The 26,580-nt window shown below is 73.9% G+C and carries 11 protein-coding genes; 9 read left to right on the top strand and 2 right to left on the bottom strand.

The features are described from left to right. Positions 1–14 precede the first annotated feature (14 nt). The gene (locus ACF06X_RS12540) at positions 15–15,644 is read left to right on the top strand and encodes an amino acid adenylation domain-containing protein (protein WP_392287221.1); all 15,630 of its coding nucleotides are present in this window, start codon (positions 15–17) and stop codon (positions 15,642–15,644) included. After that, the gene (locus ACF06X_RS12545; protein ID WP_392287222.1) at positions 15,641–15,850 is read left to right on the top strand and encodes an MbtH family protein; all 210 of its coding nucleotides are present in this window, start codon (positions 15,641–15,643) and stop codon (positions 15,848–15,850) included. Before ACF06X_RS12540 ends, ACF06X_RS12545 begins: the two co-directional genes overlap by 4 nt. A gap of 551 nt (positions 15,851–16,401) precedes the next feature. Here ACF06X_RS12545 and ACF06X_RS12550 read toward each other — a convergent pair. Next, positions 16,402–18,312, bottom strand: a complete 1,911-nt coding sequence (locus ACF06X_RS12550; RefSeq protein WP_392287223.1) for an ABC transporter ATP-binding protein — start codon at positions 18,310–18,312, stop codon at positions 16,402–16,404. After that, the gene (locus ACF06X_RS12555; protein WP_392287224.1) at positions 18,309–20,021 is read right to left on the bottom strand and encodes an ABC transporter ATP-binding protein; all 1,713 of its coding nucleotides are present in this window, start codon (positions 20,019–20,021) and stop codon (positions 18,309–18,311) included. Before ACF06X_RS12555 ends, ACF06X_RS12550 begins: the two co-directional genes overlap by 4 nt. Before the next feature lie 241 nt (positions 20,022–20,262). On the opposite strand from ACF06X_RS12555, the gene ACF06X_RS12560 reads away from it, so the two are divergent. From ACF06X_RS12560 to ACF06X_RS12590, 7 genes are all read left to right on the top strand, one after another. Continuing rightward, positions 20,263–21,327, top strand: coding sequence for a FecCD family ABC transporter permease (locus ACF06X_RS12560; protein WP_392287225.1), 1,065 nt, complete (start codon positions 20,263–20,265; stop codon positions 21,325–21,327). Then, positions 21,324–22,448 carry a FecCD family ABC transporter permease gene (locus tag ACF06X_RS12565; RefSeq protein WP_392287226.1) on the top strand — a complete coding sequence of 375 codons (1,125 nt, stop codon included), beginning with the start codon at positions 21,324–21,326 and terminating at the stop codon, positions 22,446–22,448. The genes ACF06X_RS12560 and ACF06X_RS12565 overlap by 4 nt, the downstream gene beginning before the upstream one ends. Before the next feature lie 11 nt (positions 22,449–22,459). Beyond that, positions 22,460–23,371, top strand: coding sequence for an ABC transporter ATP-binding protein (locus ACF06X_RS12570; RefSeq protein WP_392287227.1), 912 nt, complete (start codon positions 22,460–22,462; stop codon positions 23,369–23,371). 36 nt (positions 23,372–23,407) lie between these two features. Further along, on the top strand, positions 23,408–24,988 hold the full coding sequence (locus tag ACF06X_RS12575; protein WP_392287689.1) for an amidohydrolase: 1,581 nt from the start codon (positions 23,408–23,410) through the stop codon (positions 24,986–24,988). Continuing rightward, on the top strand, positions 24,985–25,215 hold the full coding sequence (locus ACF06X_RS12580) for a hypothetical protein (protein WP_392287228.1): 231 nt from the start codon (positions 24,985–24,987) through the stop codon (positions 25,213–25,215). The genes ACF06X_RS12575 and ACF06X_RS12580 overlap by 4 nt, the downstream gene beginning before the upstream one ends. A gap of 83 nt (positions 25,216–25,298) precedes the next feature. Further along, the gene (locus ACF06X_RS12585; RefSeq protein ID WP_392287229.1) at positions 25,299–25,922 is read left to right on the top strand and encodes a 4'-phosphopantetheinyl transferase family protein; all 624 of its coding nucleotides are present in this window, start codon (positions 25,299–25,301) and stop codon (positions 25,920–25,922) included. Positions 25,923–26,035: 113 nt separating this feature from the next. After that, positions 26,036–26,569: a GNAT family N-acetyltransferase gene (locus tag ACF06X_RS12590; protein WP_392287230.1), complete on the top strand. Its 534-nt coding sequence runs from the start codon at positions 26,036–26,038 to the stop codon at positions 26,567–26,569. Positions 26,570–26,580: the final 11 nt, after the last annotated feature.

Below are 26,580 nucleotides of genomic sequence, written 5' to 3' on the forward strand. Positions count from 1 at the left end.
AGGCCACACGAACGATGTTTGACGCCGAGTCGGACCGGACACCCGCTGCCGGTATCCCCGTCACCGGGGGGCAATCCGGCATCTGGCTCGCCCAGCAGATCGAGCCGGAGAGCTCGGCCTACAACGTCTCGTTCGTCCTCGACCTGCGCGGAGACATCGACCTGGAGCGCCTCGCCGCCGCCGTCCGGCAGGCGGTCGCGGAGGCCGAGAGCCTGCACGTCCGGATCGTCGAGGACAACGGCGTACCGCGTCAGGTGACATCGCCCGTCCCCGTCCCCGTGGACCTCCCGACCGTCGACCTGCGCGGCGCGTCCGACCCCCTGGACGCCGCCCACCGGTGGACCGAGGCCGACCGGGACCGCCCGGCCGACCTCGCGACCGCCCCGCTCCACGCGCACGCGCTCCTCCGCCTCGCGGACGACCGCGTCTGGTGGTACCAGCGCTACCACCACATCGTCATCGACGGCGTCGGCATCGCCGGCATCTCCCGCCGGGCCGGTGATCTCTACACCCACGGAGACCAGGCACCCGCCCCCGACTGGTCGCTCTCCCGGCTGGTCGACGCGGAGACCGCCTACCGCGCGTCCGAGAAGTACGGTGAGGACCGCGCGTACTGGCTGCGACGCATGGCCGACCGGCCCGAGCCCGTACGGCTCGTCGAGCGGTCGTCGGGGATGACCGTACGGCGCCTGCGCCGCACGACCGAGCTCACGGCGCCCGCCGTCGGGCGGCTCCGCGCCGCCGCGGCCGCCGCGGACGTCCCGCTCTCCCGCATCCTGCTGTCCGCCGTCGCCGCCTACCTGCACCGTGCCACCGGCGAACAGGACCTGGTCCTCGGCCTGCCCGTCACCACCCGGCAGGACCCCGCGACCCGGCACATCCCCGGCATGGTCTCCAACATCCTGCCGCTGCGCCTCACCGTCCGCCCCGACATGACCGGCGCCCAGCTCGCGGCAGCGGTCGGCACGGCGGTGTCCGAGACGGTCGCCCACAGCCGACACCGCGCCGAGGACCTGGCCCGGGACCTCGGGCTCGTCGACGGCGTGCAGGAACTCGTCGGCCCCACGGTCAACATCCTTCCCGGCGGCGAGGGGATCCGCTTCGGCGACCTCGACGCCGACCTCACCCCCCTGTGGCTCGGCCCGGTCAGCGACCTCGCGATCACGTTCGGCGACTTCCAGGCCGGCCAGGGCCTTCGTGTCCTGCTCGACGCCGACGCCGACGTCTGCGACGAGGAGAAGCTGATCGAGCACGAGCAGCGCTTCCTCATGCTGCTCCACGACTTCGCCCGCGACCTGACCCGCCGGGTCGGACATCTCGAACTGACCTCCGGCGCCGAACGCGCCCGGCTGCTCGGCGAGTTCGGCGTCGCCCCCCGCGAGGTGCCCGAACTCTCCTGGCCCGCCGCCTTCGAGCGGCAGGTGCGCAGCACACCGGACGCCGTGGCGCTGGTGTACGAGGACCGGGAGCTGTCGTACGCGGAGCTCAACGCCGCCGCCAACCGCCTCGCCCGGCTCCTCGCCGCCCGGGGCGTCGGCGGCGAGGACGTCGTCGGCGTGGCGCTGCCGCGCTCCCCGGAACTCGTCGTCGCCCTGCTGGCCGTGATGAAGGCGGGGGCGGCCTACCTGCCGCTCGACGCCGACCACCCGCAGGACCGGATCGCGTACATGCTGGACGACGCGGGCGCCCGGACCATCGTGACCACACGGGCGCTCTCGACCGACCTGCCGGCCGCGCCGGGCGTCGAACGCGTGGTGCTCGACGAGCCGTCCGTGGCCGCGGAGTGCGCCGGCCTCGACGACACCGACCCGGGTGTGGCCGTCGCGCTGAACCAGGCCGCGTACGTCATCTACACCTCGGGCTCCACCGGCCGCCCCAAGGGTGTCGTGGTCCCGCACGACGGCGTCGGCAGCCTCATCGCCACCGCGACCGACCGCATCGGCATCACCGCCGACAGCCGCGTCGTGCAGTTCGCGTCCGTCGGCTTCGACGTCACCGTCTGGGACCTGATCATGTCGCTGTGCGTCGGCGGCCGGATCATCGTCGTCCCCACGGAGCGCCGCGTCGCCGGACCCGCCCTCACCGAATACATCGCGCGCCACCGCGCCACCCACATGATCCTGCCACCGTCGCTCGTCTCGGCGCTCCCGCAGGACTGCGAACTCCCCGACGGTTCCGTGCTGATCGTCGGCACCGAAGCGGTGCCCAGCGAACTGATCGCCCGCTGGGCCGGGCACGTCCAGGTCGTCGTCGCCTACGGCCTCACCGAGGCGAGCGTCAACTCCACGCTGTGGGTCGCCGACGCCGACCGCCCGGGCCCCGCCCCGATCGGCGTCCCCGACCCCAACACCCGCGCCTACGTCCTCGACTCGGCCCTCCGGCCCGTCCCCGTCGGCACCGAGGGCGAGCTGTACGTCGCCGGTCGCGGCCTCGCCCGCGGCTACCTGGGCCGCGCCGGGCTCACCTCGGAGCGCTTCGTGGCCGACCCGTTCGGCGAGCCGGGCACGCGCATGTACCGGACGGGCGACCGGGTGCGCTGGGGCGCCGACGGCAACCTCGAGTTCCTCGGCCGCGCGGACGGCCAGATCAAGATCCGCGGCCACCGCATCGAGCCCGGCGAGATCGAGAGCGCCTTCATGGCCTGCCCCGGCATCGCCCAGGCCGCCGTCCTCGTCCGCGAGGACCACCGGAACGTGAAGCGACTCGTGGCCTACCTGGTCGCGGAGGCCGGTGCTGGCTCTGGTGCGGCTGCTACTGCCGGTTCTGGTGCGGCTGCCGCTGCCGGTACCCGTACCGACGCCGTCCCCACGGACGCCGAGACCGCCGTGGCCGAGGCCCGTACCCGGATCGCCGACACCCTTCCCGACTACATGGTGCCGTCCGCCGTCGTCCGCCTCGACGGCCCCCTGCCGCTGACGCCCAACGGCAAGCTCGACCGCCGCGCCCTGCCCGAGCCCCAGTGGACGGCGATGGGCGGCGACGACGCGCCGACCACCCCCGCCGAGACCGCGCTCGCCGGGCTGTTCGCCGACGTCCTCGGCCTGCCGTCGGTCGGCGTCCACGACAGCTTCTTCGAGCTGGGCGGTGACAGCATCGTCGCCATCCAGCTCGTGAACCGCGCCCGCGAGACCGGCCTCGCGCTCACCCCGCGCGACGTGTTCCGCCACCGTACGGTCGCGGCGCTCGCCCGCCTCACGGGCGAGCCGGCGGACACCCCCCGCGCCCTGACCGCTGACGTGCCCGCCCCGTTCTCGCTCGTCACGCTCACCGACGCCGAACGCGCCGAGTGCGACGCCGCCGTCCCCGGCCGCCTCGTGGACGCCGTGCCGGCCACCCCGCTCCAGGAGGGCTTCTACTTCCACGCCTCCGTCGACGAGACGGGCGCCGACGGATACACGGTGCAGGACACCGTCGAGCTGGCCGGCGACGTCGACCCCGAGGCGCTGCGGACCGCCGTCCAGGGCCTCCTCGACCGCCACCCGCTGCTGCGTGCCGCCTTCCACCAGCTCCCGGACGGCAGGATCACGCAGCTCATCGGCGAACGCGTCACCCTGCCCTGGCGCTTCGACGACCTGTCCGGCCAGGACGCCGACAGCCGCGCGGCGGCCGTCGACGCCATCGCGGCGCGGGAGCGGGCCGAAGGATTCGACCTGGCCGTCCCGCCCCTGCTGCGGGCCGCCCTGATCCGCCACGGCGCCGAGCGTTCCCAGCTGGTGCTGACGCTCCACCACATCGTCGTGGACGGCTGGTCGGTGTCGCTCCTCATGCGCGAACTCCTCAGCGGCTACCGGCCCGGCGCCGAGGCACCCCGGCCGGCGGAGGACCCGACGTACCGGGCGTACGCCGGCTGGCTCGCCGCACGCGACCGGGACGGCGCGCTGAGCGCCTGGTGTGACGCCCTCGCCGACCACGACGGCCCCGCCCGGCTCCCCGTACGGGGTACGGACGCCGGCGAGCACCGGACCGGCACCATCGCGGTCGAGCTGACCGCGGCGGACACCGCCGCGGTCACCGCACGGGCCCGCGCGCTGGGACTGACGCTCGGCAGCGTCCTCCAGGGCGGCTTCGGGCTCCTGCTCGGGGACGTCACCGGCACCCGCGACCTGGTCTTCGGCAGCACCGTCTCGGGCCGCCAGGCCGCCGTCGAAGGAGTGGAGACCCTCGTCGGCCTCCTCATCAACACCCTCCCCGCCCGGCTGCGGTGGCGCCCCGAGCAGTCGCTGGTCGACGTGCTCACCCGGTTCCAGGACGAACAGGCCGAGCTGCTCGACCACCAGCACGTGGGTCTCGCCGAGATCCAGCGCGCCGTGGGGCGCGGCGAGCTCTTCGAGGCACTGGTCGTCGTCGAGAACCTCCCCGACGCGGGCGAGCCCTCCGACCCGGCCGGACTGGTCCGGATCACCGGCTCGCACATCCGCGACGCCGTCCACTACCCGCTCGCCCTCACCGTCCTTCCCGGCGAGCGGCTCCAGCTGCGCCTCGACCACGACCCGGCCCGCCTCGACTCAGCGGCCGCCCGCCGGTTCGCCGACCGGCTGCTCGCCCTGCTCGACCAGCTCGTCACGGACCCGCTCCGGCCGGTCGCGCGGCTCGCGTCGCGTACCCCCGCCGAGGAGCGTGCCGCGCTCGACCGGCTGGCCGGCGCGGACCACGCCACGCCCGGCGACACCCTGCACGCGGCCTTCGCCCGCCAGGCCCGCCGTACCCCCGACGCGACCGCACTCGTCCACGACGCCGGGCGGACGACCTACGCCGAACTGGACGCGCGCGCCGAGGTGCTTGCCGGCAGGCTGCTCGCCCAGGGCGTCACGCCCGAGTCCGTCGTCGCCGTCGCCGTACCCCGCTCCGCCGAGACGCTGATCGCGATGCTCGGTGTCCTCAAGGCGGGCGCCGCCTACCTGCCGGTCGACGTCGACTACCCGGCCGACCGGGTGCGGTACCTGCTCGAGGACTCCGGGGCGCGGACCGTCGTCGTCACCGCCGGGTCCCGGACCCGGCTGCCCGCGCTCGACGGCGTGGCCCACGTCGTCGTCGGTGAGAAGAGCGAGGAGAGCGAGGAGAGCCCCACGACCGTCCCGGTCCCGGTCCCGGTCTCGGTCTCCGTCCACCCGGACAGCGCCGCGTACGTGATCTACACCTCCGGCTCCACCGGCCGCCCCAAGGGCGTCGTCGTCCCGCACCGCGCGGTCGTCGGCCAACTCGCCTGGACCGCCGAGCGGTTCGGCTACGGCCCCGACGAGCGGGTGCTGCACCAGTACTCGACCAGTTTCGACCCGTCCGTACTGGAGATCTTCACCCCGCTGCTCACCGGCGGCACCGTGGTGATCGCACGGCCGGACGGACACCGCGACCCGGCGTACCTCATCGACCTCATCCGCACCGAGCGGGTCACCAGCGTCGACCTCGTCCCCTCCCTCTACGGCGCGCTGCTGGCGGAGGACGAGGCGGGGGAGTGGTGGGCGAGCCTGCGCCGCGCCTTCAGCGGCGGCGAGGCCCTGCCCGTTCCGCTCGCCCGGCGCTGGCGGGAGCGCACCGGAGTGCCGCTGTTCAACGTGTACGGACCCACCGAGGCCTCCATCCAGGTCACGAGCTGGGAAGCGGGCCCGGCCGCGTCCACGGACGGGGCCACCGTGCCCATCGGGCGGCCGGTGTGGAACACCCGCCTCTACGTCCTCGACCGCCACCTCCGCCCCGTCGCGGAGGGCGAGCCGGGCGAGCTCTACATCGCGGGCGCCCAACTGGCCCGCGGCTATCACGCACGCGCCGCGCTCACCGCGGAGCGCTTCGTCGCCGATCCGTTCGGCGCTCCGGGAGAGCGGATGTACCGCACCGGAGACATGGTTCAGTTCAGTGGAGACGGTGTGCTCACCTACCTCGGGCGCACCGACCACCAGGTCAAGATCAGGGGTAACCGGGTGGAACTCGGGGAAATCGAGGCCCGGCTGCGCGACGAGCCGGCCGTCGCCGACGCCGTCGTCGTGGCACGCGACGACGAGCGGGGGGTCAAGCAGCTGGTGGCCTACCTGGTCCCGGCCGCCGGTTCGGCGGACCTGGACACCGAGGCCGTACGCGCCGCGCTGAGCGGCTCGCTGCCCGCGCCGATGGTGCCCAGCCACTTCGTACGGCTCGACGCGCTGCCGCTCACCCCCGGCGGGAAGACCGACCTCAAGGCCCTGCCCGCCCCCGAGGCCCGCAGGCGGCCGAGCCGGACCGCGACCGCGCGTGAGGGCTACGAGCAGCGGCTGTGCGGCATCTTCGCCGAGGTGCTCGGCATCGACGGGGTCCACGCCGACGAGGACTTCTTCGTCCTGGGCGGCGACAGCATCCTGTCCATGGCGGTCTCCAGCCGCGCCCGCAAGGCGCGCCTGGCGGTGACCCCGCGCGACGTCTTCGAGCACCGCACCCCGGCCGCCCTGGCCGCCACCGTCGCCGGTGCGGCGTCGGCGGTCCCGGCCCCGGTCGCCGACTCCGACGGCGTCGGCGACGTCCCCCTCCTGCCGATCGTCCACCAGCTCCGCGAGGACGGCGGCACGATCGGCCGCTTCAACCTCTCCATGCTGCTCCAGGCTCCCGCCGCCGCCGACACCGAGAAGCTGACGCGTGTCCTCCAGGCGGTCCTCGACCACCACGACGGCTTGCGGCTCACCCTCACCCGCATGGACCTCGGCCCGGCGATCCCCGCCCTCTGGTCCGCGCGGACCACACCCGCCGGCTCGCTGGACGCGGCCGGACTGCTCCGCCGCGTCGACGTGCACGGCCTGGACGACTCCGCGCTCCGCACGGTCCTCCGCGAGGAGTCCGACGCGGCGGCGGACCGGCTCGACCCCGACACCGGCGTGACGGTGCAGGCCGTCTGGTTCGACGCCGGCACGGACCGGCCCGGCCGGCTGCTGCTCGTCGTCCACCACCTGGTGATCGACGGCGTGTCCTGGCGCGTGCTGCTCGGCGACCTCGCCACCGCGTGGGACGCGGTCGTACGAGGCGAGTCCCCGGAGCTCGAGCCGGTGCCGACCTCCCTGCGCAGGTTCGCCCGCGACATCGCCGAGCAGGCCACCTCCCCGCAGCGGCAGGCCGAACTGCCCTACTGGGCCAAGACCCTGGCCCCGGGAGCCGACCTGGTCGCCGGAGCCGGCCGTACCGGCACGGCGGGTGCGGCGCGGGAGCACGTCGTCACCCTGCCCGCCGAGGAGACCCGCGCGCTGCTCACCGCCGTACCCGCGGCGGCCGGCGCCGACGTCACCGAGGTCCTGCTCGCGGCCCTGCGGCATGCCGTCACCCAGTGGCGCCCCGACGGCGACGGCGACCTGCTGGTCGACCTGGAGCGCCACGGACGCGACGGAACGGACGCCGATCTCTCGCGCACCGTGGGCTGGTTCACCAGCCTCCACCCGGTGCGTCTGCCCGCCGCCGGCGACCCGCTCGATACGCTCAAGCAGGTCAAGGAGGCCGTCCGGTCCGCCCCCGACTCCGGCGCCGGATACGGCATGCTGCGCTACCTCAACCCGCAGCTCGCCCCGGTGTTCGCCCAGCTCTCCTCCGCGCAGGTGCTTTTCAACTACTTCGGTCGCCTGCCCGCCGAGCGGACCCACGACTGGGCGCCGGCCGTCGAGTCCGACGCGCTCGCCGTCGAGCCCGATGCCGACCTCGCCATGCCCTACCCGCTCCAGGTCAACGCCGTCTGCGCGGAGACCCCGAACGGCCCCGAGCTGCGCGCCACCTGGACCTGGCCCGAGGGCGACACCCTCACCGACGACGACGTGCGGACACTGAGCCGCGCCTGGGCCGACGCCCTGCGCGATCTCGTCGCCAAGGCCGCCGCCCCCGGCGCCCTGCCCTCCCTCACCCCCTCGGACGTGCCGCTCGTCACCCTCGCCCAGGCCGACATCGAGCTGGTCGAGCGGGTGAGCCCGGCGCCGGTCGCCGACATCTGGCCGCTGTCGCCGCTCCAGGAAGGCATCTACTTCCACGCCAGCTACGACACGACCGCGCTCGACGTCTACACCGCGCAGGACACCTTCGACTTCGGCCACCGGCTCGACGCCGACCGGCTGCGCGCCGCCCTCGCGACCCTGCTGCGCCGGCACCCCAGCCTGTGCGCCGGCATCGTCAGCGACGGCCTGCCCGAGCCCGTGCAGTTCGTCTGCGCGGCCGCCGAGCTGCCCGTACCGCTCACCGAGGTCGACCTGACCGGGCTGAACGACGCCGAGCGCCAGACCCGGCTCACCGAGATATCCGACGCCGACCGGCGGCAGCGGTTCGACCTCGCCGCGCCCCCGCTGTTCCGGCTCACCCTGATCCGGCTCACCGACACCACCGACCGGCTGATGCTCAGCCACCACCTGGTCGCCTGGGACGGCTGGTCCCAGTCCCTCTTCCTCGACGAACTGCTCGGCCTGTACGCGGCCGCCGGCGACGACAGCGCCCTGCCCGCCGCCGGAAGCTACCGCGACTACCTGAGCTGGCTCGCCGGCCAGGACTTCGACGCGGCCCGCGAGACCTGGCGCGGCGCCCTCGCCGGACTCGACGAGCCGACCCTCGTCGCCCGCGAGCGGGGTGCCGAGCCGACCATCCCGCACCGCCGCACCCTCAGTCTCGGACGCCCTCTCAGCGAGCGGCTGCGCTCCTCCGCACGCGAGCACGGACTGACCATCAACGCGGTGCTCTCCGCCGCGTGGGCGCTCGTCCTGTCCTCCACCGTGGGCCGCGAGGACGTGGTGTTCGGCGCCACGGTCGCCGGCCGCCCGGCGGACGTGCCCGGAGTCGACACGACGATCGGCATGTTCCTCAATACCGTGCCCCAGCGGATCACCCTCGACCCGGCCGAGCCGGTCGGTGACCTGCTGCGCCGCATCCAGAGCGAGCGCGTCGCCCTGATGGACCACGAGTACCTGGGCCTCGCCGAACTCCAGCGCGCGGGCGGTCACCCGACCCTCTTCGACACCCTGTACGTCCTGCAGAACTTCGCCGACGAGGGTGCCTTCCGGCGGCTCACCGAGCGCCACGGCATCACGGGCGTGGGCAGCGTCGACGCCACCCACTACCCGATGACCCTGATCGTCAACCCGGCCGAGACCGTCCAGGTCAAGCTGGAGTACCGCCCCGACCTGGTCGAGGACGAGCAGGCCACGGCCACGCTCGACCGCTTCGGCGCCCTGGTGGAACGGCTCATCGGAGACCTGACGACCCGGGTCGGCGCCCTGGACCTGCTGCTGCCCGGCGAGCGGGAGTCCCTCGCCGCCGACTGGGCCGGCAGCCGGGAGCCGGTGCCGAACGAGACCGTCGCCGACATGCTGACCGCCCAGGTGGCCCGTACCCCCGACGCGGTGGCGCTGGTCTTCGGTGAGCGCGCCCTCACGTACGCCGAACTCGACGCCCACATCAACCGGATCGCCCGGCTGCTGCTCGCCCGGGGCGCCGGACCGGAGAAGGCCGTCGCCCTCGCGCTGCCGCGCTCCATCGACATGGTGGCCGCGCTCTTCGCCGTGCTGCGCACGGGCGCCGCGTACCTGCCGCTCGACCTGGACCACCCGGCCGACCGGCTGCGGCTGATGGTCGAGGACACCCGGCCGCTCTGCCTGCTGTCCACGACCGCCGTGGCCCCCACCCTCCGCGGCGAGGCCGGGCCCGCCGCGCCGGAACTCCTCCTGGACGACGCGGCCGTGGCCGCCGAACTGGCCGCCCTGGACGGCGGCGAGATCACCGACGCCGAGCGGCCCGCGTTCGCCCACGACCGGGCGGACCGCCTGGAGCACCCGGCGTACGTCATCTACACCTCCGGCTCGACCGGCAAGCCCAAGGGCGTCGTCACCCCCTACCGGGGCCTGACGAACATGCAGCTCAACCACCAGAAGGAGATCTTCGACCCGGCCATCGCCTCGGCCGGCGGACGGCGGCTGCGCATCGCGCACACCGTGTCCTTCGCCTTCGACATGTCCTGGGAGGAGCTGCTCTGGCTCGTCGAGGGACACGAGGTCCACGTCTGCGACGAGGAGCTGCGCCGCGACGCCGAGGCCCTGGTCGCCTACTGCGACCGCCACCGGGTCGACGTGGTCAACGTGACCCCCACCTACGCCCAGCTCCTCATCGAGGAGGGCCTGCTCGACCAGGACGTGACGGCCGGCAAGCACCGGCCCGCGCTGGTCCTGCTCGGCGGCGAGGCGGTGTCCGACACGGTGTGGACGAAGCTCCGGCGCACCGAAGGGACCTACGGCTACAACCTCTACGGCCCGACCGAGTACACGATCAACACGCTCGGCGGATCGACCAGCGACAGCGCCACCTCCACGGTCGGCCTGCCCATCCGCAACACCCGCGCCTACGTCCTCGACGGCATGCTGCGGCCCGTTCCGCCGGGCTGCCCCGGCGAGCTGTACATCGCGGGCACCGGTCTGGCCCGCGGCTACCACGACCGGCCCGGCCTGACCGCCGAGCGGTTCGTCGCCGATCCGTTCGGCGAGCCCGGCGAGCGGATGTACCGCACCGGCGACCTCGTACGCCAGCGGGCCGACGGCCTGCTCGACTTCCTCGGCCGCACCGACGACCAGGTCAAGATCCGCGGCTACCGCATCGAGCTGGGTGAGATCGCCTCCGCCCTGTCCACGCACCCCGAGGTCGCCCACGCCGCCGTGGTCGTGAACGAGGCCACCGGAACCAAGCGCCTGGTCGGCTACTTCGTGGCGGAGGACGGTACGGAGACGGGCGAGGAGCTGCTCCAGCGGCTCCGCGACCACCTGAAGGCCGGCCTGCCGGACTACATGGTCCCCTCCGCGCTCGTCGCCGTGGACACGCTGCCGCTGACCGTCAACGGAAAGCTCGACGTCCGTGCCCTGCCCGCCCCCGACTTCGGAGGTACGGGCCCCAGCCGCGCCCCGCGCACGCCGCGGGAGGAGACCCTCTGCGCCCTCTTCGCCGAGGTGCTCGGCCTGCCCGAGGGCAGCGTCGGCATCGACAGCGACTTCTTCGAGCTCGGTGGCCACTCGCTGCTCGCCACCCGGCTGATCAGCCGCGCCCGCACCGCGCTCGACGCCGAACTGGCCATCCGCGACCTCTTCGAGGCGCCGACCGTCGCGGAGCTCGTGGAATGCGCGGCCCGCTCCGGCGGCGCCGCCCGCCCGGCGCTGACCGCCGGGGAGCGGCCCGAGGAGCTGCCGCTGTCCCACGCCCAGCAGCGGCTGTGGGTCATCCAGCAGATCGAGTGCACCTCCGCCGCCTACAACTTCCCGCTGGTCATGCGGCTGCGCGGCGACCTCGACACCGACGCGTGGACCGCCGCGCTCGCCGATGTCACCGCCCGCCACGAGGCTCTGCGCACGGTCTTCGCCGAGCGCGACGGCCAGGCGTTCCAGCGGGTCCTGCCGGCCGATCAGGCCCGGCCGACGGTCGAGATCGTCCGCGCCACCGAGGACGAGGTGCCCGGCATCGTCGACGCCGAGACCAACCGGCCCTTCGACCTCGCCGCCGAACTGCCGCTGCGGGCCACCATCGTGGAGGTCGCGCCCGACGACCACGTCGTCATCCTGCTGCTGCACCACATCACCACCGACGAGTGGTCCGACCGCCCGTTCCTGCGCGACCTCGCGACCGCGTACGAAACCCGCCTCGCGAACGGCACGGCCCCCGACTGGGAGCCGCTGCCCGTCCAGTACGCCGACTACGCCCTGTGGCAGCAGCGGCTCCTCGGCGACCCGGCCGACCCGGGCTCCCTGGCCGCCCGGCAGCTGGACCACTGGCACTCGACGCTCGAAGGCGCCCCCGAAGAGCTCGAACTGCCCACCGACCGGCCCCGGCCCGCCCGCCCCGCGTTCACCGGAGCCGAGCTGGACATCGACTTCGACGCCGACGTCCACGAGGGGCTGAAGCGGCTCGCCCGCGAGACCGGCGCCAGCATGTTCATGGTGGTGCACGCGGCCGTGGCAGCCCTGCTGCACCGCATGGGCGCGGGCACGGACATCCCGCTCGGCTCGCCCATCGCGGGCCGGAGCGACGAGGCCCTCGACGACCTGGTCGGCTTCTTCGTCAACACCCTCGTGCTCCGCACGGACCTGAGCGGCGACCCCAGCTTCACCGAGCTGCTCACCCGGGTCCGCGAGACCGACCTGGCGGCCTTCTCCCACGCGGACGTGCCCTTCGAGTCGGTCGTGGAGAAGCTCAACCCGACCCGCTCGCTCTCCCGGAACCCGCTCTTCCAGGTGATGGTCGGCTACCACGCCCGCACCGGCGACGAGCTGGAACTGGCCGGACTCCAGGTGGAGTACGTGCCCTTCCGCATCCGCTCCGCCAAGTTCGACCTGGTGTTCAGCTTCACCGAGCACACCGACGTGCACGACGGCGCGGGCTCCCTCGTCTGCCGTCTGGAGTTCGCCACCGAGCTGTTCGACCAGGAGACCGCCGAGCGGATCGGCGACCGGCTCCGGGCGCTCGTCTCGGCCCTCGTCGCCGCGCCCGAGCGGCCCGTCTCGCAGGCGGAGATCCTCGCCGCCGACGAGCGTCACCTGGTCCTGGAGGGCTTCAACGGCGCCCCGAGGCCGGTCGACGAGGAGACCCTGCCGGAGATGTTCGCGCGGCGGCTCGCCGAGCGGCCCGACGCGGTCGCCGTCGTGGACCGCTCGCACGAGGTGACGTACGAGCGTCTGGACGCGCGGTCCAACCGGATCGCCCGGCTCCTGGCCGCCCGCGGTGTGGGCGCCGAGAGTGTGGTCGGCGTGGCCGTGCCCCGCTCCGCCGACATGATCGCCACGGTGCTCGCCGCCCTCAAGCTGGGCGCCGCGTTCCTGCCGCTGGACCTGGCCCACCCCGCCGACCGGCTCGCCTACATGATCGAGGACTCGAAGGCGACCCTCGTGGTCGGCACCGAATCCGTGGCCGGGAAGCTCCCGGACGTGGCGGGCGTACCGGTGGTGCTGCTCGACGAGCCGTCCGTGACCGCCGAGCTGGAAGGGCTCCCGGAGAGCGCCGTCGAAGGCGGACCCGTCGGCCTGGACCAGGCGGCGTACGTCATCTACACGTCGGGTTCGACCGGCCGCCCCAAGGGGGTCGTCGTCCCGCACGAGGGCATCGCCAGCCTCGTCGCCACCGCCGTCGACCGGATGGGCCTCGAAGCCGACAGCCATGTGCTCCAGTTCGCCTCGATCGGCTTCGACGTCTTCGTCTTCGAACTGTCGATGGCGCTGTGCCACGGCGGCCGGCTCGTCCTCATCACCGACGAGGCCCGCGTCGCCGGCCCCGCGCTCACCGACTTCCTGGCGGAGCAGCGGATCAGCCACATGATCCTGCCCCCGTCCCTGGTGTCGGCGCTGCCGCCCGGCTGCGAGCTGCCCGAGGGCTCGACCGTCCTCGTCGGTACGGAGACCGTGCCGCCGGACCTCTTCGAGCGCTTCGGGACCACGGCCCACCTGATCTGCGCGTACGGACTCACCGAGGCGACGGTCAACTCCACGCTGTGGCCCGCCCGCGAGCACGGCGGCCGCCCGGGCGGCCGGGTGCCCATCGGCCGACCCGACCCCAACACCCGCGCCTACGTCCTCGACGACAACCTGCGGCCGGTCCCGCCCGGCGTCGTCGGCGAGCTGTACGTCTCCGGACGCGGCCTCGCCCGCGGCTACCTCGGCAAGGCCGGGCTGACCTCGGAGCGGTTCGTCGCCGACCCGTACGGCCCGCCCGGCAGCCGGATGTACCGCACCGGCGACCGCGCCCGCTGGCGCGCGGACGGCAACCTCGACTTCCTCGGCCGGGTCGACACCCAGGTGAAGGTGCGCGGCTTCCGCATCGAACTCGGCGAGATCGAGGCGGCGCTCGCCTCGCACGCGTCGGTCGCGCAGGCGGCCGTACTGCCGGACCGCGACGGTGACATCGTCCGCCTCGTCGGCTACGCCGTACCGGAGGCCGGGGAGACGGCGCGGGAGCTGGACCCGCAGGAGCTGCGCGCCCATGTGGCCGGGCTGCTGCCGGAGTACATGGTCCCGTCGCTCGTCGTACCGCTCGACGGACCCCTTCCCCTGACCCCCAACGGCAAGCTGGACCGCAAGGCGCTGCCCGCGCCGGACTGGTCCGCGATGACCGGCGACGCGCGCCCGGCCACGGAGACGCAGGCCCGCCTGGCGGACCTGTTCTGCGAGATCCTCAAGCTGGAGAAGGTCGGCATCCACGACAACTTCTTCGCGCTCGGCGGCCACTCCATGGCGTCGATGCGGCTCCTGGGCCGCATCCGCGCGGAGTTCGGCGTCGAGCTGAGCATCCGCGACGTCTTCGACGCGCTGACCGTCGCCGGTCTCGCCGGCAAGCTGGAGGGAGCGGCGGCCGCCCGCCCGGCGCTGCGGCCCACCGAGGTGACCGACGGCGTCCCGCTGCCGGTCGCCCCGGTCCAGCGCTGGGAGTGGGAGTCGCACCGCCGCACCCCCGGCTTCGACCACGCGCTGGCGCTGCGCGCGCCGGACGGCGGCCTGGACGCGGCGGCGCTCGCCGACGCCCTCGCCGATGTCGTCGCCCGCCACGAGCCGCTGCGGACGGCGTTCTCCGAGCGTGACGGCGCCGTGCTCCAGCGGGCGGCCGAGGCCCCGGCGCTCGTACTCGACCAGTGCGCCGACCTGGACACCCGCTTGGCGGAACTGGCCGCGCGGGCCCCGGACCTGGAGCGGGAGGCGCCGCTGCGGGCGACCCTGCTCACGGACCCCGCCGGGCACCAGGCGCTTCTCCTGACCTCGCACTACCTGGCGGTGGACGAGTGGTCGGTGGTGCCGCTGTTCCGCGACCTCACCACGGCGTACGCGGCCCGCACGGAGGGCCGGGCGCCCGAGTGGGAGCCGCTGCCGGTGACGTACGCCGACTACACCCGCTGGGCGCACGAGGTCCTCGGTGACCTCACCGACCCGGAGAGCCGGGGCGGCCGTCAGCTCGCCTACTGGCGGCGGACGCTGGAGGACGTACCGGCGGAGCTGGCGCTCCCCACGGACGCCCCGCGCCCCGGCGCCCAGAGCGGCGACGACTACCTGGGCTTCGTCCTGGACGAGCAACTGCACGCCGCCGTGGACGAACTGGCCCGGGCGACCGGCACCAGCATGTTCATGGTGCTGCACTCGGCCCTCGCCGCGCTGCTCACCGCCCACGGCGCGGGCACCGACCTGCCCATCGGTACGATGGTCGCCGGCCGTGGCGACGAGCAGCTCGCCGACCTCGTCGGCTGCTTCCTCAACACGGTCGTGCTGCGCACCGACACGGCGGGCGACCCGACGTTCGCGGAGCTGCTGACCCGGGTACGGGAGACCACCCTCGGCGCTCTCGACCGGCAGGACGTACCCTTCGACGCGGTCGTCCGGGAGACCGGACTGCCCCCGCGGGGCCCGCAGGTCATGGTGATCCACCACGAACAGGCGGACCTCGGGCAGCTGGAGGGCGGAATGGGCTCCTTCCACGCCGTTCCGACCCGCTCGGCACGGGCCGAGCTGACCCTCAGCTTCTACGAGCCGCGGGGCGAAGGACCCGTGCACTGCGAGCTGATCCACACGGCCGACGTGCTCGGCCCGGAAAAGGCCCGGCAGCTCGCCGAAGAACTTCAGACACTGCTGCGCACCGCCGCGGCCGACCCCGAGCAGCCGCTCTCCGAGCTGTTCACCGTAAAGTCCACGTCCACGAGGAGTGACGACGCATGAGCACCAACCCGTTCGAGGACCCGCAGGGCCGCTTCCTGGTCCTGGTCAACGACGAGGACCAGCACTCGCTGTGGCCCTCCTTCGCCGAGGTACCGGCCGGCTGGCGCACGGTCTTCGGCGAGGACACCCGGGAGGCGTGCCTCACCTACGTCGAGTCCCACTGGACCGACCTGCGCCCCAAGAGCCTGGTGGCCCAGCAGGCCTGACCCCGCACCCATGAACGCTGCCGCCGCCCGCCGAGAATCTCCCTCGGCGGGCGGCGGCGTTTGTGCGGGAGGGGTGGCGGCGACGCGGAGGGGGTGTGCGCGACGTGGTGATGGCGGGCGCGGGCGGCGTTGGGGGTGTGGGCGACGTCCGGTGGGGGCCGTGACCGGGCGGCGCCGACGACCAGGGCGGGGGCGGCGGACGGGCTGGTTCTACGAGCGCGCGGGCGACTTCGCGGCGGGTCGACGACCGGGCAGGGCCGATGACCGCGCCGGGGCGACCACCGGGCAGTGTCGACGACCGGCGCGGGGCGCACGACCAGCGTGGGTCGACGTTCGCGCCGGGGGCGACGTCCGGGATGGTTCGACGACCGGCGCGCGAGGCGGCGTTCGCGGCGGGTCGACGACCGGCCGGAGCGACGTGCAGCGCCCCCGCTGCCGGGTCCACCGGGGCGAGCGTCGCCCGCGTGCTCGGCGGGCACAGCGAAGGGCCCCGTCACCGACTGGTGACGGGGCCCTTCAACTGCCGCCGGCGGGGCGACGGCTCGGGCGGTTCACGCCTCCCGTGGTGGCTCGCGGCGGCTGTCGGACCAGGCCGACCAGAGGGCGGCGTAGAGGCCGCCCGCCGCGACCAGTTCGTCGTGCGTGCCGGTCTCGGCCACCCGGCCCTGGTCGAGGACGACGACGCGGTCGGCGGAGGCGGCCTGGGGGAGGCGGTGAGCCACCATCAGGCCCGTACGGCCCTCCAGCGCCCGGACGGCGGCCGACTCCAAAACGCGGGCGCCGGCGCTGCCCGCGTCGGCGGTCGCCTCGTCCAGGATGGCGATCGGTGGGTCCGCGAGGACGAGGCGGGCCAGCGCCAGGTGCTGTGCCTGGGTCACCGTGAGCCGGTGCCCGCCCTCGCCGACCACTGTGGCGAGACCTTCGGGGAGCGCATCCACCCAGTCGAGGGCCTCCACCCTCCCCAGTGCCGCGCGCAGTTCCTCGTCCGTCGCCTCGGGACGTGCCAGCCGCAGGTCCTCGGCCAGAGGTCCGGCGAACACATGGACCTCCTGGCTGATCAGCGTCACGGCGCGCCGGACACCGGCCGGGCCCAGCTCGCGGACATCGACGCCGCCGAGGACGATCGAACCGCCGGACGCCTCGTGGACGCCCGCGACCAGCTTCGCCAAGGTGGTCTTCCCGGCGCCGCTCGCGCCGACCAGGGCGACCCGTTCGCCGCTGCGGACCTCCAGGTCCACATCGCTCAGGACCGGGTGTCCGTCGACGTACGCGTGGCTGAGCCCGGAGACCTTGACCGAGCCGTCCGGGACGCCCGCTCGGGACTCGGGCTCGGACTCGGACGCGGACTCGGGCTCGGACTCGGCCGGCAGGTTCGACACCCCCACCAGGCGGGCGAGGCTCGCGCCTGCCGACTGGGCGTCGTCGATCAGGAAGAGCGCGGCGTTGATCGGATTGAAGAGGCTGTGGAAGTAGAGGGCGGCCGCCGTCGCCGTACCGATGCTCACCGAGCCGTTGTCGACCAGGAAGAAGCCCGTCACCAGAACGCCGGTCAGCCCGATGAACTCGCCCGCGTTGAGACGCGAGAAGAAGCCGGAGACCAGCCGGATTCCTTGCAGCGCGAGGTCGACGGCCTCCCCGGACCGCCGCTCCAGTGCCCGCGCGTGGCCGCCGGTGAGCCGGAACGCGCGGACGGTGCGGACACCGCCGACGCTGTCGAGGAGCTGGTGCTGGAGCGCGCCGCTCGCCACCCGGTGCCTGGCGTACACCGACGCGGCGCGCGGGATGTACCAGCGGACCGTCAGGACGTGCACCGGTACGGCGAGCAGGACGGCGAGCAGGAAACGCCAGTCCAGGACGGCGAGTCCGACGAGCGTCAGCGCGATGGTGAGGAGGGCCGCGGCGAACTCGGGCAGGGCCTGGCGTACCGCCTTCGCGATGATGGTGACATCCCCGGTCACCCGGGAGGTCAGGTCGCCCGAACCGGCCTCCTCGACCCGTTCGAGGGGCAGGCGCAGCGCCCGTCCGACGAACCGCTCGCGCAGGTCCGCGAGGACGGTCTCGCCGAGGCGGGCGACGAGGGAGTGGCCGATCGCGGTGGCCACGCCCCGGGCCAGAGCCACCGTCAGGAGGAGCACCATCGGTACGGTCAGCGCGCTCGCGCCACGCCGGGCGGCGACGAGGTCGACGATCCGGCCGAGCAGCGGGGCGGTCAGCAGGCCGATGCCCGTGCCGGCGACGAGCACGGTGACCGCGAGCACGGTCAGGGCCCGGTGGTGCCGCAGCAGCTCCCGGACGGCGGCGAACGTCTGCGCGCCGGTCGCGGTGGGCAGCAGCTCGCGATCGCCGCCCGAACCGCTTCCGCCGCCCGGACCACTTTCGCCGCCCGGACCACTCGCGCCGCTCTCGCGGATGTCTACCGTGGTCGGCTCGGTCATCTCGCGTCCTTCGTCCTTCACGGTCATGCCAGCACCGCCGCACGGTAGGTCTCATGGGAGGCGACGAGTTCCGGATGGCGGCCGTCGGCGGCCACGGCGCCGTCGTCGAGCAGCACCACCCGGTCGGTCGCGGCGAGCAGCGCGGGGCTGGTGGTGACGAGGATCGTCGTACGGCCGGCCCGAAGCTCCCGCAGACGGGCGGCGATACGCGATTCGGTGACCGTGTCGACCGCGGTCGTCGGGTCGTGGACGACGAGCACCGGGGGATCGGCGGCGAGCGCCCGGGCCAGGGCCACCCGCTGACGCTGACCACCGGACAGGGACCGGCCCCGCTCGGCGAGGACGGTGGCCGTGCCCTGGGGGAGCGCACGGGCGACGTCGTCGGCCGCGGCAGCCGCGAGCGCGGGCGCGAGGTCGGCTTCCGGAGCGTCGGAGCCCGCCCGTACGTTGTCGAGCAGACTGCTCTCGAACAGGTCGGCGTCGTGGTGGGCGACGAGGATCGCGCGGCGGGCGCTCTCCGGGTCCAGCTCGGTCAGCGGTACGCCGTCGAGTTCGACGGCCCCTTCCGCCGGGTCGAGTTCGCGGCCCAGACAGAGCAGCAGGTCGTGCGCCGCCGCCGGGTCCTTCGCGACGACGCCGAGGACCGATCCTGCGGCGATGTCGAGGTCGACACCGCGCAGGGCGCCGTGACCGAGCCCGCGCAGCCGGACCCCTCCGGTGACGGGCCCGGGAAGCGGAGTCCGTCCGGTCGCGACGGCGGGCGGCGAGGCGAGCACCTCGGCGATCCGGTCGGCGGAGGCGCGGCCCAGCGCGAACTCGCCGTTGACGTATGTGAGGAGCTGGAAGGGGCCGAGCAGGTACTGGGCGAGTCCGACGGCCGCCACCAGTTCGCCCACGGTGATCGAGCCGCGCATGGCGAGATGGGCGCCGGCGAGGCCGATGACCGCGATGAAGACTCCGGTGAGGGCGAGGATCGCGCCGTCGTGCCAGGCCCGGCTGCGGGCGGCCCGCAGCGCGGCGGCCAGCGAGTCCTGGCTCGTGCGCCGGTAACGGGACACGGCGGCGGCCTCCGCCCCGATGCCCTTCAGCACCCGCAGGCCCGCGACCAGGTCGGCGGCGACGCCGGAGGCGTGCGCGGCACGCTCCTGCTCGACCTCGCTGCGCTCTTCCAGGGGGCGGCTGATCCGGTGGCCGAGCCACAGCAGGGGCGGGACGCCGAGCAGGATGAGCAGGCCGAGCGGCACCGAGACGCGCAGGAGCGCCACCGCGCTGACGACAAGGCCGGTGAGCGCCGATATCGCGTACGGCACGGCGGCCGCGACCGCTCCGACGCGCGTCGCGTCGCCGGTGGCGACGGCGGTGAGCGCGCCCGGCAACCGCCCGGCGTCGGCTCCGCCGCGGGGGTCGAGCACCCTGGTGCCGAGGTCGAGCCGGAGCCGGTGCGCGGCGTGTTCGGCCGCCCCGTCGGTGATCCTCGCGGCGGTCCGGTAACAGGTGGACAGGACGAAGAAGAGAACGGCGAGGACGACCAGCCAGCGCAGGAGAGCGGCGGAGGAGCCGGTGGACACGGCCTGGTCGATGATGACGCCGATCACGACGGGGACCAGGGCCTCGCACGCCTGGTGGGCCATGCCGAGGAGCGACGCCCCGACGACCCGCCGGCGCTGGCCCCTGATCGTTCTCCGGAGGACGAGGCCCCCCGTCGGGCCCCCCTCGTTCGGTCCCCCCACGGGCATGCGGTACCTCCGCGAAGACGTTGATTAGTTAGGTAAGGCTACCTTAATGAGGTGAGATGCCAAGGCGGCGGGTGGCCGCGCCCGACTCGCGGCCGACTCGCGGCCGGTCTTCGGCCCCTCGTCCGTGGAGCGGGCGCGTTGACCCTTCCGAGTCGATTCGGTTAGCCTCACCTAAGTCGCTGTCTGTCGTCGCATCACATGTGTTGTCTCGCACGCGAGTCGCCACCAGGGGGAGTTGTCGTTGTCGGTCGAAACCCAGGCGGCACCCGGTCGGGCAGGCTCCAAGGCCGTGCCCGGGACCCGTCGGTCCGTGGCCGCGCTGCGTGCCCTAGGACTGCTGGTGACCTTGGCCGCCCTGGTCGTCGTCGGGCTGCTCAGCGTGTGGGTGGGCACCCGGGGCATCCCGTTCACCTCCACCTGGAGCGTGCTGTGGCAGCCCGACGGCTCGGAGACCTCGGTCATCATCCATGAGTACCGCATCCCCAGGACCCTCCTCGCGCTGCTCGTCGGCGTCGCCCTCGGGCTGTCCGGCGCGCTCATGCAGTCGCTGACCCGCAACCCGCTCGCCGACCCGGGGCTGCTCGGCGTGAGTCTCGGTGCGTCCACGGGAGTCGTCGTGGCCATCGCCTTCTTCGGCGTGGGCACCGCCCTGGGTTACGTGTGGTTCGCCTTCCTCGGTGCGGCGGTGGCGTCGGTACTCGTCTACGTCCTGGGTTCGTCGGGCCGGACCCTGGCCACACCGGACCGGCTCGTCGTCGCCGGAGCCGCGGTGACGGCGGTGCTCTTCGCCTTCAACTCCGCGGTGCTGCTGCTCAATCCGCGCGCCTTCGACCAGTTCCGGTTCTGGACGGTCGGCTCCCTGGCGGGCCGGAACATGGACATCGTCCTCATCGCCCTGCCCTTCGTGGTCGTGGGCCTGCTCCTCGCGCTCGGCCTCGGCCCCTCCCTGAACGCCCTGGCCATGGGCGACCAGGTGGGACGCGCCCTGGGCGTGAACGTCGGCCGGACCCGGGTGCTCGGCGCCGTCGCCGTGATGCTTCTGTGCGGCGCGGCGACGGCGGCGGCCGGCCCGGTCGGTTTCGTGGGCCTGGTCGTTCCGCACGTCGCCCGGTTCGTGGTCGGCGCCGACCAGCGCTGGATGCTGGCGTACTCGATGCTGCTCGCTCCCGTTCTGCTGATCGGCGCCGACGTTCTCGGACGGGTCCTGGGCTCCCCGGGCGAGGTCCAGGTCGGCATCGTCACCGCCTTCCTCGGAGCCCCCCTGTTCATCGCGCTGTGCCGCCGCCGAAAGCTGGTCATGCTGTGAGTGCCGTACGGGAGTCGGAGGCATCCACCTCCGACCCACGCCCGACCCCTCCGCCCGCCAAGGGCCGTGCCACGCCCCGGGTCGTCACCGGGACGGTCCTGCGCACCCGGAAGGGCGGCCTCTCCCTGCGGGTCCAGGGCCGCGCCGTGGCCGTCACGGCCGTCCTGGGCGCCGTGCTCGTCCTGGTGATGGGCACCACCCTGACCACCGGCGACTTCGAACTCTCCGTCGGCGAGGTCCTCCAGGCGCTGTTCGGCAACGGCTCCGGTGCCGCCGACTTCATCGTCAACACCCTGCGCATGCCCCGGCTGCTGACCGCCCTGTGCGTCGGCGCCGCCCTGGCCGTCAGCGGCGCCATTCTGCAGAGCCTGACCGGCAACGCGCTGGGCAGCCCCGACATCATCGGTTTCACCAACGGCTCGGCCACCGGCGCCCTGATCGTCATCGTCGTCCTGAACGGCAGCATGACCCAGATCGCCCTCGGCGCGCTCGTCGGCGGCCTCGCCACCGCCGCGGCCGTCTCCCTCCTCATGGTGGGCCGGGGCCTGCAGGGCTTCCGGCTGGTCGTGGTCGGCATCGGCGTCAGCGCCCTGCTCCTCGCCGCCAACTCGTACCTGATCACCCGGGCGAGCTGGGCCGAGGCACTGGAGGCGCAGGCGTGGCTGGTCGGCAGCCTGGGGAACCGCCTGTCGATCCACGCGAACACCATCGGCCTCGCCGTCGTCGTCCTGCTGCCCCTCGCCTTCTTCCTCGCCCGCCGTCTCTCCATGGTGGAGATGGGCGACGGCATCGCGACCGCCCTCGGCGTGAACGTGACCAGGACCCGTGCCGCCCTGCTCGTCATCAGCGTCGCCCTGGCCGCCTTCGCCACCGCGGTGACCGGCCCGATCGTGTTCATCGCCCTGGCCGCGCCCCAGCTGGCCCGCCGACTGACCCGGTCGTCCGGCCCCGCTCTCCTGCCGTCCGCCCTCATGGGCGCCGTCCTGCTCGCCCTGAGCGACCTCGTCGTACAGCGTCTCTTCGCCCCCGCGCTTCTCCCCGTGGGCACGGCGACCGGGATCATCGGCGGGCTGTACCTCATCTGGCTGCTGATCACCGAGTCGCGAAAGAGCCGCGCATGAAAGAGCCGCGCATGACCGAAGAGAATGTCCCCACGCCCCGGCTGCGCGCCGAGGACCTCACGCTCTCCTACGACCAGCGGACGGTGGCCACCTCCCTCGGCGTGGACATCCCCGACCACTCCTTCACCGTGATCCTCGGGCCGAACGCCTGCGGCAAGTCCACCCTGCTCAAGGCCCTGTCACGGATGCTCACGCCGAAGGCGGGCCAGGTCTGCCTCGACGGTAAGGCCATCTCCTCGTACCGCTCCCGCGAGGTCGCCCGCCGCCTGGCCCTGCTCCCGCAGTCGTCGAACGCGCCCGGCGGCATCACCGTCGGCGACCTCGTGGCGCGCGGCCGCTACCCGCACCAGCGGATGCTGAAGCAGTGGTCCGCCGAGGACGAGGCGGCCGTGGCGGAGGCGATGCGGCAGACCGGCGTACTGGAACTCGCCGACCGGGCCGTGGACGACCTCTCCGGCGGCCAGCGTCAGCGCGTCTGGCTCTCCATGGTCCTGGCCCAGCAGACCTCCCTCCTGCTGCTCGACGAGCCCACCACGTTCCTGGACATCGCCCACCAGGTCGAGGTGCTCGACCTCTGCGCCGAACTGCACGCCCGCAAGGGCCACACGGTCGTCGCGGTCCTGCACGACCTCAACCAGGCGTGCCGGTACGCCACCCACCTCATCGTGATGCGGGCCGGCGGCACGGTCGCGGCCGAGGGCGACCCGGCGACCGTCATGACCGCCGAGCTCGTCGAGGACGTGTTCGGACTGCCCTGCCGGATCATCGAGGACCCCGAGACGGGCACGCCGCTGATGGTGCCGGCCGCGCCCAGGCGGTACGAGCCGGAGGCAGGCGCACAAGGCGCGCACGACACACGGGGCACAGGGGGCCGCACCGAAACCACCCCGGCCACCGACGCCGTGCTCGCCGAAACCTCCTGACCTCCTGACCTGCTGAAGACGGACGGACCGCCCATGATGCTCTGCACGAGGCTGACGAACGCGCGCGTCCTCACCATGGATCCGGACCACCCGGTCGCCCACGACCTGGGGGTCTGGCGGGGCCGCGTCGTGGGCGTGGACGAGGCCGTGACCTCCCTGCCGGCCCGCGAGGTCATCGATCTCCAGGGCGCCACCGTGCTGCCCGGGTTCATCGACAGCCACGTCCACCTGGCGTGGACGGGCCTGAAGGCGAGCTCGCCGAGCCTGGCCGGCCTCGAGCGGGTCGAGGACGCCCTCGCCGTCGTGCGGGAGGCGGTCACGCGCCCGTCCGCGCCCGGCGCGTGGGTGCACATCGGCGGCTACGACCAGCGGGCCCTCGGACGCCACCTGACCGCGGCCGAACTGGACCCGGTCAGCGACGGCCGCCGGGTGTTCCTGATGCACGACTCCGGCCACGCCTGCGTGGTCAACAGCGCCGTCCTCGACCAGCTCCCGGCCGACATCCCCCACGAGGACGGCCTCCTCGTGGAGAGCGCGATGGGCGCCGTACGGCGGCTGCGCCTTCCCTACGCACAGGAGGAGCTCGCCGACGCGATCGAGTACGCGGGCCGCGCCTGCCTCGCCGAAGGGATCACGGCCGCCGCCGAGGCCGGCATAGGCGGCGGCCTGCTCGGCCACAGCCCCGTCGAGCTCGGCGCCTACCAACTCCTGCGGGACCAGGGCCGGCTTCCCCTGCGGGTCCAGCTCATGCCCGGGGCCGACACCCTGCGGCCGGTCGGCGCGCACGAGCGGGACGGCATTCCCCGTGGCCTCGACCTCGGCCTGCGCACCGGGTTCGGCGACGACTGGCTGTCCGTCGGCGCGCTCAAGATCTACACCGACGGCGGCATGATGGCGCGTACGGCCGCCCTCACCGCCCCGTACGAAGGCACGGAGGGGACCGGCCAGCTCCAGGACGACCCGGAGCGCCTCGCCTCCCTCATCGTGGACGGGCACCTCGCCGGCTGGCAGCTCGCCGTGCACGCCATCGGCGACCGGGCCGCGGACCTCGCCCTCGACGCCCTGGAGCACGCGCAGACGCTGCGGCCCCGCCCCGACGCCCGGCACCGGATCGAACACGCCGGGCTGATCCGCCCCGACCAGCTCCCGCGCTTCGCCCGCCTCGGGCTCAGCGCTGTCGTCCAGCCCAACTTCCTGCGCTACTTCGGCGACGACTACGCGACGATCATGGGCCCGCACCGGGCGCCGTGGATGTACCGGGGACGGGGCTTCCTCGACCACGGCATCACGCTCGTCGGCAGCTCGGACCGGCCCGTCACCGACGGATCGCCGCTGCGAGCCGTGCAGTTCATGGTGGAGCGCGCCTCCACTTCGGGCCGGTCGATCGGCCCGGACGAGTCCATCACCGTCGACGAGGCCCTGCGCGCCTACACGGTCGCCGGCGCGTACGCCTGCCGGTGGGACGAGAGCGCGGGCAGCCTCAGCCCGGGCAAGCGCGCCGACTTCGTCGTCCTGGGCGACGACCCGCGGAGCGTCGAGACCTCCCGGATCGGAGACATCGAGGTCGTGGCGACCTTCGTGGACGGGCGCGAGGCGACGGAGGGACAGAAGCTGTGAGCGAGCGAACGATATCCCTGGACCATCACTCCGACCTGTGGCAGGCCCCCTCGACCCCGCCCCGCTGGGTGATCTGGCACGCGGGCGAGGGTGAAGTCATGGTCTTCGACCGGGAGTTCAACATCCCGGCGGAGGTCGACGACGAGTCCCTGGAGGAGGTCCTGCGCCGGATGCGCCGCGCGGGGGCCCCGGAGGGCGACGACTACCCCGGCCGGCCGTGCGGATAGGGACGGCGCCGGCCCGTCTGGGTGCGGACCCGCTGCCCACGGCCTGGCGGGGCGGGCGGGAACCCAGCCTTTGGACCGTACGCGTGAGCGAGTACGCGACACGGGCCGAGGCGCTGTCCGCCGTGCTCGACGAGGAGGAGCGGGCCCGATGCCGGGGCTTCCTGCGGACCGTCGACCGACACCGGTACCGCGTCGCCCACGTGGCGCTCCGCCAACTGCTCGGCGCGTACCTGGAAGCCGACCCGGCGCAGGTGCGTCTCACACGTGAGCCGTGCCCCGGGTGCGACGGGCCGCACGGCCGCCCGGCCGTCGCCGGCGCGCCGCCCGTACCGCTCCACTTCTCCCTCTCGCACGCCGGTGACGCCGTCCTCATGGCCTTCGCCGGCACTCCGGTCGGCGTCGACATAGAGGAGCGGCCGACCCCGGAGGTGGCCGCCGAGGTGGGGCGGATGCTGCACGGAACCGAGCGCGCCGAGCTGGCGGCGCTGCCGCCGGCCGCCCGTCCCGCCGCAGTGGGGCGCTGCTGGGCCCGAAAGGAGGCCTACCTCAAGGGAGTCGGTATCGGTCTCGGCGAAGAGCCGTCCGTCACCTACGTCGGTACGGGGGCGGTTCCGGCGTCCGTTCCCGGGTGGACGGTCATGGACGTACCGGCCTTCCCGGGCTACGCGGCGGCCTGCGCGACCCGTACGGAGAACGCCGTGCGATGACCCGACTTGGTCATTCACTTAGGTAAGGCTAACCTTGGGTCGAAGTGTTTCACCTGGGTCACGCGGCGACGTGACCGCCCCTTCGCGCACGGTGGAACCGAGGAAGGAAGGCCTTGATCACGGCCACGCCGCGCCCTGCCACCTTGTCGCCCCGCGCGCTCCACCCGCCCGGCTTCCCCATGTTCTCCGTCCGGCCCGCGCGGCCCGGCGACGCCGCCGCGCTCGCCGCCCTCTCCCGGCCGTTCGCGCGCTCGGGAGCGCTGCGTGAGCGATCGCCGGCGCAGTACGCCTCCCAGGCGCAGGACTTCCTCGTCGCCGAGGCGCCCGACGGCACCGTCGAAGGATGCCTCGGGCTGAGCGTCCACCCCGCCGAGACGCCGGCCGGCCGACCCGCCGCCGGAGTCCTCTACAACTTCTGCGTCGCCGGCCACCGGCAGGGGTGCGGCATGGGAGCCCAGCTCCTGCACGCCGCGCTGGCGAGGGCACGGGACCGGTCGGTGCGAACCCTGTTCACGGCGACGACCGGCAGCGGCCGGCTCTTCCTCCGACACGACTTCGCACCCACCTCCCCGAGCCGGGCCCCGGCAGCCTGGGCCCGGTCCCTGGACCCCCGCCGCAACGCGACGGTTCTGGCCCGCGCGCTATAAGGTCACGAAAC

The sequence above is a fragment of the Streptomyces sp. NPDC015346 genome (assembly GCF_043078785.1).
Taxonomy (GTDB): Bacteria; Actinomycetota; Actinomycetes; order Streptomycetales; family Streptomycetaceae; genus Streptomyces.

Coding starts and splice junctions, on each gene's coding strand:
- ACF06X_RS12540 (WP_392287221.1), top strand. CDS start 15: ATGTTTGACGCCGAGTCGGACCGGACACCCGCTGCCGGTATCCCCGTC.
- ACF06X_RS12545 (WP_392287222.1), top strand. CDS start 15,641: ATGAGCACCAACCCGTTCGAGGACCCGCAGGGCCGCTTCCTGGTCCTG.
- ACF06X_RS12550 (WP_392287223.1), bottom strand. CDS start 18,312: ATGACCGTGAAGGACGAAGGACGCGAGATGACCGAGCCGACCACGGTA.
- ACF06X_RS12555 (WP_392287224.1), bottom strand. CDS start 20,021: ATGCCCGTGGGGGGACCGAACGAGGGGGGCCCGACGGGGGGCCTCGTC.
- ACF06X_RS12570 (WP_392287227.1), top strand. CDS start 22,460: ATGACCGAAGAGAATGTCCCCACGCCCCGGCTGCGCGCCGAGGACCTC.
- ACF06X_RS12575 (WP_392287689.1), top strand. CDS start 23,408: ATGCTCTGCACGAGGCTGACGAACGCGCGCGTCCTCACCATGGATCCG.